This is a genomic window from Mycobacterium sp., assembly GCF_049280035.1.
Taxonomy (GTDB): Bacteria; Actinomycetota; Actinomycetes; order Mycobacteriales; family Mycobacteriaceae; genus Mycobacterium.
Genome location: NZ_JBAPPI010000759.1, coordinates 1 through 9,653, shown reverse-complemented (window position 1 = coordinate 9,653; position 9,653 = coordinate 1). Strand labels below are relative to the sequence as shown.

The window sequence follows — 9,653 nt, the reverse complement described above, 5'->3', positions numbered from 1 at the left end:
CGACAAATCGGAACCGTGCCTCAAACACGTTCTCGGTAATCATCGATGTGCCGTCGGCAATCGATGCCAGGCCAATCGCCATCGGCTGCAGATCCGTCGGGAACCCGGGGAACGGCAGCGTTGCGACATTGACGGCCTTCGGGCGCTCGTACTGCGTTATCCGGAAACTGTCGTCAGTCTGGGTAACGGTGGCGCCGGCGTCGTGCAATTTGTGCAGGACAACCTGGAGGTGCGCCGGATCGACCCCGGTCACCGTGATGTCACCGCGGGTCATTGCTGCGGCGATGCCCCAGGTGGCCGCGACAATCCGGTCGCCGATAACGCGATGCTCAGTCGGATACATCCGCGGTACACCGGTGATCGTCATCGTCGGCGAGCCGGCGCCTTCAACCTGAGCACCCATCTGGTTCAACATCGTGCACAGGTCCACCACGTCGGGTTCGCGCGCTGCGTTGTGAATCGTGGTGACGCCTTCCGCCAGCACCGCAGCCATCAAGATGTTCTCGGTGGCTCCGACCGACGGAAACTCCAGTTGAATCTCCGCGCCCCGCAAGGTATCTGCGTGGGCGACGACACAGCCGTGCTCGATATTGCAGACAGCTCCCAACTGCCGCAGCCCGGCCTGATGCATATCCAGCGGACGCGACCCGATGGCGTCACCGCCCGGCAGTGCGACTTTGGCCCGCTTGCACCTCCCGACGAGGGGGCCGAGTACGCAGACCGAGGCTCGGAACTGGCGGACAGCGGCAAAGTCAGCGTCGTATTTCGGCTCGTCCGGGGCGGTGATGCGTACGGTTGCGCCGGACAGTTCGACCGTGGCGCCCAGGCCCCTCAGCACCTCCGCCATCAGCGGGACGTCCAGGATGTCGGGGCAGTTGGTGATCGTGCTGGTGCCTTCGGCAAGAAGGGCTGCAGCCATCAACTTGAGAACGCTGTTCTTTGCCCCGCCAACAGCGACTTTGCCCGCCAACCGGCTGCCACCGGTCACCACGAAACGCTCGGCCACCCGGGTTAGTTTAGTGAAGCGGTTTCGCCCTGTCAGTCGGCACGGCGGTCCGAGCGGTACGGTTTTTAGTCATGGCAGTACACCTGACCCGCATCTACACCCGTACCGGCGACGACGGCACCACGGGCTTAAGCGATTTCTCGCGGGTCTCGAAGAACGACGCGCGGTTGGTGGCCTATGCCGACTGCGACGAAGCCAACTCAGCGATCGGCGTTGCGATCGCACTAGGACACCCGAAGCAACAACTGACAGACGCCTTACGGCAAGTCCAGAACGACCTGTTTGATGCCGGCGCCGATCTCTCGACGCCCGTTGTGGAGAACCCCAAGCATCCTCCGTTGCGCATCACCCAGTCATACATTGACCGACTCGAAACGTGGTGTGACGAGTTCAACGAGGGCCTGCCTGCGCTCAACTCCTTTGTGCTCCCCGGCGGTTCACCACTTTCGGCGCTGCTGCATGTCGCCCGCACAGCGGTGCGCCGTGCTGAGCGTTCGGCGTGGTCTGCGATCGAGCAACATCCATCGGATGTCAGCCCGTTACCCGCCAAGTATCTAAATCGATTGTCCGACTTGCTGTTTATCTTGTGCCGATTGGCCAATTCCGACGGCGACGTACTGTGGCAACCGGGCGGCGGACGGGCCAGCCAGCCTGAGAAGTAAACCTCAGATCAGATGCCGCGGCGGCGTGCGCGTGGCGAGGGGCGTGACTCCAACCACGACTGGAAAGCGGTCAAAGCACCTCGGTCCAGCGCGATTTCATAACCCGCTCTTCGGTCCTGCGTCGTGTCGCGCAGTTCCAACACAATGATCTCTTCACTCATGATGTCGAACTCGTCACCGCGTGGCGAACGCCGCGAAATTATCTCCACACCTCGTCTGCTGAGCCCACGATCCGGCCACGGCCGAACACTGGACAATCGGTAGAAGGCGGCATCACCGCCCCGGTAGCGGATCACGCCGTGGCGCCAACCATGGCCCCCAACCGCGGGGATGTCCCGCATGATCGCCGCCGTCCCACCCTGGCGCAGTTTCCACAGGCGATAACTCAAGGCGACGACGGCAATTCCCAACACGGCGACTAGCACGACCATGGCAATCATGAGCGTGCTCATCGGCGCGGTCCGCTAGTCGATCGCGCCGACAGCGCGGAGTCTGGCCCGCCCCCTGGCGGCAACGCGGGGATCGTCTGACTCCGAATCCTCTTTCGCCGCAGCCTCGTCGATCTCCGATTCGAACTCCGCGGATTCGGCGAGGATGCTCACTGCCTCCTCAGTCACCGTCAGAAAGCCGCCATCCACCGCGATGCGCAGGTCCTTCTCGCCCTCACGTTCGACGCGAACCACGGCGTCGTCGACTAGTTGCGCCACCAGCGGGATATGCCTTGGCATTATCCCGATCTCGCCAACGGTGGTGCGGGTGAAGATGAATGTCGCCTGACCCGACCAGATTTTCCGATCGACGGCAACGATCTCCACGTTCATCTCGGCCATGTCACACTCGATTCATCACAGCTTGGCGCCGAAGCTTTCAGCCTTCTTGGCCAGGTCGTCGAGGCCGCCGATCAGGAAGAACGCCTGCTCGGGCACATGGTCGAAGTCGCCCTTTGCGAGCTTGTCGAACGCCTCGATGGTTTCCTTCAGCGGCACGGTGGAGCCGGGCTGACCGGTGAACTGTTCGGCGGCCATCATGTTCTGCGAAAGGAACCGCTCGATGCGTCGCGCCCGGTTGACCTGTTGTTTGTCCTCTTCGGAGAGCTCGTCGATACCCAGAATCGCGATGATGTCTTGTAGGTCCTTGTAGCGCTGCAGGATCCGAATCACTTCCTGCGCCACCCGGTAGTGCTCGTCACCGACCACCGAGGGGTCCAGGATGGTCGAGCTGGACGCCAACGGGTCCACCGCGGGGAAGATGCCCTTGGAGAACACATTTCGGGACAGCTCGGTGGTCGCGTCCAGGTGCGCGAACGTCGTCGCCGGCGCAGGGTCGGTGTAGTCGTCGGCGGGCACGTACACGGCTTGCATCGACGTGATGGACTTACCACGCGTCGAGGTGATCCGCTCCTGGAGCTCACCCATTTCGTCGGCCAGGGTGGGTTGATACCCCACCGCCGACGGCATCCGGCCGAGCAGTGTGGACACCTCGGATCCGGCCTGGGTGAACCGGAAGATGTTGTCGATGAACAACAACACGTCCTGGCCCTGCTCGTCGCGGAAATACTCTGCCATCGTCAAAGCCGACAACGCCACCCGCATACGGGTGCCGGGCGGCTCGTCCATCTGACCGAACACCAGCGCGGTGTCCTTGAGCACATCGGCTTCGCCAAGCTCGACCCATAGGTCGTTGCCCTCGCGGGTGCGTTCGCCCACGCCAGCGAAAACCGAGGTCCCGCCGAAGTTTCGGGCGATGCGGTTGATCATCTCCTGAATCAGAACCGTTTTGCCCACGCCCGCACCACCGAACAGCGCGATCTTGCCACCGCGCACGTAGGGCGTCAGCAAGTCGACGACCTTCAGACCGGTCTCGAGCATCTCGGTGCGCGGTTCCAGCTCGTCGAACGGCGGCGGCTTGCGGTGAATAGGCCAGTGGTCGAAGTCTTCTCCGTAGCCCGGCTCGTCCAGGCAGTGGCCCAGCGTGTTGAACACATGGCCCTTGACACCGTCGCCCACCGGCACCGAAATCGAGTCTCCGGTGTCGATCACCTCGACGCCGCGCACCAGCCCGTCGGTGGGCTGCATCGAAATCGTGCGCACCAGACTGTCGCCGAGGTGCAGCGCTACCTCCAGCGTCAACGTCTTCGCCAATGCCTCGAACGTAACGTCAGCGTGCAGAGCGTTGAACAACTCCGGCACGGAGCCACGCGGAAATTCGACGTCAACAACCGGTCCGGTAACCCGCACCACGCGGCCGTTGCTGTCGGGGCCCTTGGAGTTCTTCGACTTCTCAGCCGATTGGGTGGTAGCAGCCATATCCTCTTCGCTTCCTAATGGGGCTTACTTAGCGGCGTCCGCGAGCGCGTTTGCGCCACCAACGATTTCGCTGATTTCCTGGGTGATCTGGGCCTGCCGTTCACGGTTGGCCTCTAGCGTGAGCGCCTTGATGAGATCGTCAGCGTTGTCGCTGGCCGACTTCATCGCCCGTTGGCGCGATGCCAGCTCTGATGCAGCCGACTCGAGCAGCGCCTCATACACGCGGGTGGTCAAGTACCGCGGCAACAGTGACTCGAACAATGTCGTCGCATCCGGCTCGAATGAGTACAACGTCTGCGGTCCCCTGTCCTCTTCGATGTACTCAACAACCATCGGGGCAATGCGGTGGGCCTCGGCCGACTGCGACATCATCGACTTGAACTCGGTGTAGACAATGTGCAACTCGTCGACGCCGGCTTCGGCGTCCTGATCACCGTCGCCGTCGGCGCCGGCCAGGAAGGCGCCAACCAGTGTCTCAGCCACCGCCGTGGCATCCTCGTAGCTCGGTCGCTCCGAGAAGCCGGTCCACGACTCCGTGATGTCCCAGTTTCGGAATGTGTAGTAGCCCAGCGCTTTACGTCCGACGGTGTAGAGCACCGGAGTCTTGCCGTCTGCTCGCAGCCGGGAGAAGAGCTCCTCAGCTCGGCGGAAGGCGCCGGAGTTGTACGCGCCACAAAGGCCACGGTCAGACGAAACCACGAGCACGCCAGCTCGTTTCGGCTCGGGGCGCTCAACCAGCAACGGATGGTCCAACGCCGCTTCCTCAGCCAGGGTGGTCAGCATGCGGGTGATCTCGTTGGCGTAAGGGCGGGCCGCCTCCAGCCGGGCCTGCGCCTTGCCGATCCGCGACGTCGCGATCATTTCCTGTGCTTTGGTGATCTTCTTGATCGACCCGGCGGAGCGGATCCGGCCCCGCAGCTCGCGAAGTGTGGCAGCCATCCTCGATTACTTCTTCTGCTCCGGCGGCGCTGGCTTGTGAACCTGCACCGCTTCCTTCGCCACTTTCTCTTCGTCAAGGGCTTCCACATGCTCGTCGGGCACCACCGAGCCGCCGCCGGTGGCCGCGAAGCCCTTCTTGAAGTCACTAACCGCATCGGTCAGCTTCTTTTCCGCCTCTTCGCCAAGCTTTTGCGATTCCCGGATCTCGGACAGGATGCCATCTTTGGCGGCCCGAAGATGGTCGAGGAACTCGGTCTCAAACCGCCTGACGTCTTCGACCGGAACCGAATCCAAGTGACCACCGGTACCGAGGAAGATCGCGACCACCTGCTCCTCAACCGGCACCGGTTGGTTTTGCGGTTGCTTAAGCAGCTCGACGAGTCGGGCGCCGCGCTCTAGCTGCGCCTTGGACGTTGCGTCGAGGTCCGAAGCGAAGGCCGCGAAGGATTCCAGCTCTCGGAACTGCGATAGGTCCAGGCGGAGACTTCCTGCCACTTCTTTCATTGCCTTGATCTGTGCCGCACCACCCACGCGGGACACCGACACCCCAACGTTGATCGCCGGCCGCACACCCTGGTTGAACAAATCTGATTCCAGGAAGCACTGTCCGTCAGTGATCGAGATGACGTTGGTTGGAATGTAGGCCGAGATGTCGTTGGCTTTGGTCTCGATAACCGGCAGGCCGGTCAATGAGCCGCCACCGAGATCGTCGGAAAGCTTGGCGCAGCGCTCCAGCAGGCGCGAATGCAAGTAGAAGACGTCGCCCGGGTAGGCCTCGCGGCCCGGCGGCCGGCGCAGCAGCAGCGAGATCGCGCGGTAGGCCTCGGCCTGCTTGCTCAAGTCGTCGAACACGATCAGCACATGCTTGCCCTCATACATCCAGTGCTGAGCGATCGCCGAACCAGTATACGGCGCAAGCCATTTGAAGCCGGCGGAGTCAGATGCAGGCGCGGCGACGATCGTCGTATAGTCCATGGCGCCGCCCTCTTCCAGCGTGTGGTGGACGGAGGCGATCGTGGTGCCCTTTTGCCCGATGGCTACGTAGACACAACGCACCTGCTTTTTCTCATCGCCGGATTCCCAGTTTTGCCGCTGGTTGAGGATGGTGTCCACGCATACCGCGGTCTTGCCGGTCTTGCGGTCGCCGATGATCAGCTGACGCTGTCCACGTCCGATCGGCGTCATCGCGTCGATGGCCTTGATACCGGTCTGCAGTGGCTCTTTGACGCCCTGGCGCTGCACCACCGACGGGGCCTGAATCTCCAACGCCCTGCGCTCATCGGCTTCGATGTCGCCGCGGCCGTCGATCGGGTGACCGAGAGGGTCGACTACCCGGCCGAGGAAAGCATCACCGACCGGCACCGAAAGCACTTCGCCGGTTCGCTTGACCTGCTGGCCCTCTTGAAGAGTCTCATAGTCGCCCAGGATCACCGCGCCGACGCTGTGCTCGTCGAGGTTGAGCGCCACGCCCAAGACCCCGCCGGGGAATTCGAGGAGTTCTTGGGTCATCACCGACGGCAAGCCCTCGACGTGCGCAATACCGTCGCCGGTGTCGATGACCGTTCCGGTCTCCTCCCGGGCGGTGTCGGAGGTAAAGGAGCTAACGTATTCTTCGATTGCGCCCTGAATGTCTTCAGCGGAGATTGTCAACTCTGCCATGGCTTTTCGTTCTTCCTGCTTGTTGATTGACTACGTGGTGTTTCAGTCCGGCAACTGGGTCTGGGCCGTGGCGAGACGAGACGAAAGCGTACCGTCGATGATCTCGTCGCCGACCGTAATTGCGAGCCCGCCGAGCAGCTCGGGGTCGATTTGCATCTACACTGTCACCGGATGGCCGTAGACCCGGCTCAGCACTTGGGTCAGACGCTCTTGTTGGGCGTCGCTGAGTTCGGCCGCCGCGCTGACGTGCGCGATCACTTCGCCACGGCGAGCCACCGCCACTTCGGCCAGCGTAAGTACCGCCTCCTCGGCCGGTTGGCCTCGCAGCAACTCGACTGTCTTGGAAAGCAGGTCAGCCGCGATCGGATCGACAGTGGTGCTTGCGCTTCCTAGCACGTTGCGCAGCAACTGAACCCGGCTGTCGGCCGGAGCTTCGTAGTCACCGAGCAAGATGGACAGGCGCGGCCGCGCATCAAGAATCCGGCTGAACCAGAACAACTGGTCTTCTATCTCGTCCAGCGAGCCGGCGTGTTCGGCGCGCGTCAACAATGCGTTCCGCGACACCAGCTCGATCGCGTCGATCAGATCGTTGTTGGCCGACCAGCGCTGCGAGACTGCCGTCTTGAGGATGTCGAGCGCAGGCTCTCCGACTTTGTCGGACACCAGCCGTTCGAGCAGCCGAACTCTGGGCGCGGCGTCCTCGGCCGGCACGGTCAGATAGCGGGTGACGACGGTCTCGCGATCCAGCAGTGCGGCAACCGATGTCAGTTCGTCGGCGAGGGTGGATAGGCCCCGGTCATCGAGGCCTTTGACTATGTCACCGAACCGCTTCATCACGCTGTCCAGCGCCTCTCGGCTAGCCAAACGCATCTTCTCTGCTATCGGGTACTGGACGTCCGCCTTGGAGGGCGCCATCGCGTCGAGGTCGTCGAGAAACCGGTCGACCGTTGCTGACTGCTGCGCCGAGTCGGCAACGTAGCCGCGCACCAATTCGCCTGCCCGCCGCACGGATTCGGCGCCGAAATCCTGGCGTAGCTGCCGAACCAACTGCGCTCGCAGTAGCTCGACCTGCTTGGCTCCCTGCACTTTGACGCGCTCGACCTCCGCGTTGGCCTGAGCCCGCAGTTGTTCGGCGATGCGTTCGGCGTCCGCACGGGCCTCTTCGGTAATCCGCTTGGCTTCGGTCTTGGCGTCTTCGCGCGCTTTGTCGTGGGCTTGGCTGGCTTCCGCAAGCCGATCGGCGGCAGCCGCGGCGTCGTCCAACTGCTGCCGCACGACGTTCTGCCGATCGACCATCATTTTGCGCACCGGCGGCACGGCGTAACGCCATACCAGAAACAGGATGACGCCAAACCCGACCAGCTGCCCGATGAATGTCGACATCTTCGCTACCGACCTGACCCGGTGGCTGAGACTGAGGTGGTGATCTCGACGCCGAGGATGCGGTTGGCCAACGTCGTGGACATGCTGTCCAAGCGAGCGCGCAGATCCGTCGCTACCGCGTCCCCCTCCCGCTTGAGTTGGTCGGCGGCTTCTTGCAGTGTCGTGGAAACCTGTTCTTCGGCGCGCGAACGCATTTCGTCGAGAACCTTACGGCCGTCTGCCCGAGCATCATCACGGGCCGCCGATGCCTTGACCCGAGCCTTAGACATCGCTTTCTCGTAGTCTTCCCGGGCGGCGGCAATCTGCTCGGCCGATTTTTTGTTGTCGGCCGCGGTCTTGGTGACCATGTTCTCGCGCTCGTTCAGCACCTTCGTGATCGGCGGCACCACGAAGGTGCCGATGACTCCGAGCACGATCAAGAAAATGATCAGCACAACGAAGAAGGTGCCGTTGGGAAGGAGGAAGTTGTTTCCGCCTCCATCAGCCTGGCTGGCGGCAGCCAGGACGACAGCGCCCATGTCACCCATCTTGGCGAGTTACTTCGGCGCGATCGGGTTAGCGAAGACGAACAGCGCCATGAAGGCCAGGTTGATGAAGTAGGCGGCCTCGACCAGACCCACCGTGATGAAGAACGGTGTGAACAGTCGGCCTTGTGCCTCAGGCTGCCGGGCGATGCCGGAGATCAGCGCGTTACCGGCCACACCGTCACCGATACCGGCGCCGATCGCGCCACCTGCCATGATCAGCCCGCCGCCGATGAGGGCGCCAAGGCCAATGAGATTGGGGTCTGACATTGCTTATCCTCCTTGATATTTGGTAGCGGTCTACCAAGTCTGTCGTGTTGTTGTGAGCCAGCGATTGTCCTGCGGTCCTACTCGTGTTCCCCTTCCAGCTCCATCGCTTGACTGAAGTACAAGATCGTCAGCAGCGCGAAGATGAACGCCTGGATTGCGCCGACGAAAAGGTCGAATGCCTTCCAGATCGCGTTGGGCGCCCACATGATGTAGGGCGGGAAAAGCGCGATCAGCGAGACCAGGATGCCGCCGGCGAAGATGTTGCCGAAAAGTCGGAGCGACAACGAGATCGGCTTGGCAAGTTCTTCCACCACGTTGATGGGTGCAAGCACGGCGACGTGCCCCTTGACCACCGCAACCGGGTGTCCGATGATGCCGCGGCGCCAGATTCCCGCCACGTGGTAGCAGATGAACACGAAGAGAGCCAGAGCGAGCACGTAGTTGATATCCGCGGCCGCCGACGAGAGCAGCTCGGTGGTTTTTCCGTGATCGGAGTATTGCAACGGCAGTACCGATAACCAGTTCGAGATCAGGATGTAGACGAAAAGCGTGACGGCGAGCGGTAACACGAACGGTGCAATGCGCATGCCGATCGCGCTCTCGATCTGGTTGCGCATCTGGACGGTGATCGCCTCGAAGAACAACTGGACACCACCCGGAACACCGGTCGAGGTGACTTTGGCGCGAAGAAAGAATGCCAGCCCGATGACGATGACGGCAGCGATCGCGGACGAGGTCACGGTGTCGACGTTGACGGTCAATCCGAACCAGTTGGCGGTTTTGTGATGACCGACCTCGATCGCGCCTTCGGCCAGAAACGCCTCAGTCATTGCTGTTTCCTGTCCCTTCAATCGCGTCGGCCGTCCCGGTACGCAACTTCTTCATGACCGGCAGCGCGGTGGTC

The 9,653-nt window shown here is 62.4% G+C and carries 10 protein-coding genes and 1 pseudogene; 1 reads left to right on the top strand and 10 read right to left on the bottom strand.

What is annotated here, in order from left to right:
• The coding region (murA, locus tag WAN71_RS24415; RefSeq protein WP_422227798.1) for a UDP-N-acetylglucosamine 1-carboxyvinyltransferase at positions 1 to 1,006 on the bottom strand (1,006 nt) is incomplete at its 3' end.
• A 71-nt stretch (positions 1,007 to 1,077) separates the two neighbouring features.
• Here murA and WAN71_RS24410 point away from each other — a divergent pair.
• Positions 1,078 to 1,668, top strand: a complete 591-nt coding sequence (locus WAN71_RS24410) for a cob(I)yrinic acid a,c-diamide adenosyltransferase (RefSeq protein ID WP_422227797.1) — start codon at positions 1,078 to 1,080, stop codon at positions 1,666 to 1,668.
• Positions 1,669 to 1,676: 8 nt separating this feature from the next.
• Here the strand turns inward: WAN71_RS24410 and WAN71_RS24405 are convergent, their stop codons facing one another.
• From WAN71_RS24405 to atpB, 9 genes and pseudogenes are all read right to left on the bottom strand, one after another.
• Positions 1,677 to 2,120, bottom strand: coding sequence for a DUF2550 domain-containing protein (locus WAN71_RS24405; RefSeq protein ID WP_422227796.1), 444 nt, complete (start codon positions 2,118 to 2,120; stop codon positions 1,677 to 1,679).
• 12 nt (positions 2,121 to 2,132) lie between these two features.
• Complete coding sequence (locus WAN71_RS24400; protein ID WP_422227795.1) at positions 2,133 to 2,498, bottom strand: F0F1 ATP synthase subunit epsilon; 366 nt, start codon at positions 2,496 to 2,498, stop codon at positions 2,133 to 2,135.
• A 15-nt stretch (positions 2,499 to 2,513) separates the two neighbouring features.
• Positions 2,514 to 3,974, bottom strand: coding sequence for a F0F1 ATP synthase subunit beta (atpD, locus tag WAN71_RS24395; protein ID WP_422227794.1), 1,461 nt, complete (start codon positions 3,972 to 3,974; stop codon positions 2,514 to 2,516).
• A gap of 24 nt (positions 3,975 to 3,998) precedes the next feature.
• Positions 3,999 to 4,913, bottom strand: coding sequence for a F0F1 ATP synthase subunit gamma (locus WAN71_RS24390; RefSeq protein WP_422227793.1), 915 nt, complete (start codon positions 4,911 to 4,913; stop codon positions 3,999 to 4,001).
• A 6-nt stretch (positions 4,914 to 4,919) separates the two neighbouring features.
• Positions 4,920 to 6,572, bottom strand: coding sequence for a F0F1 ATP synthase subunit alpha (gene atpA / locus WAN71_RS24385; RefSeq protein WP_422227792.1), 1,653 nt, complete (start codon positions 6,570 to 6,572; stop codon positions 4,920 to 4,922).
• A 42-nt stretch (positions 6,573 to 6,614) separates the two neighbouring features.
• Positions 6,615 to 7,955, bottom strand: a pseudogene (locus WAN71_RS24380) (F0F1 ATP synthase subunit B/delta).
• Positions 7,956 to 7,960: 5 nt separating this feature from the next.
• Positions 7,961 to 8,482 (bottom strand): F0F1 ATP synthase subunit B, encoded by a 522-nt coding sequence (locus WAN71_RS24375; protein ID WP_422227791.1) that lies wholly within the window; start codon positions 8,480 to 8,482, stop codon positions 7,961 to 7,963.
• A 9-nt stretch (positions 8,483 to 8,491) separates the two neighbouring features.
• Positions 8,492 to 8,749: a F0F1 ATP synthase subunit C gene (locus tag WAN71_RS24370; protein ID WP_422227790.1), complete on the bottom strand. Its 258-nt coding sequence runs from the start codon at positions 8,747 to 8,749 to the stop codon at positions 8,492 to 8,494.
• Between the two features lie 77 nt (positions 8,750 to 8,826).
• Positions 8,827 to 9,579 carry a F0F1 ATP synthase subunit A gene (gene atpB, locus WAN71_RS24365; RefSeq protein WP_331510850.1) on the bottom strand — a complete coding sequence of 251 codons (753 nt, stop codon included), beginning with the start codon at positions 9,577 to 9,579 and terminating at the stop codon, positions 8,827 to 8,829.
• Between the last annotated feature and the right edge of the window lie 74 nt (positions 9,580 to 9,653).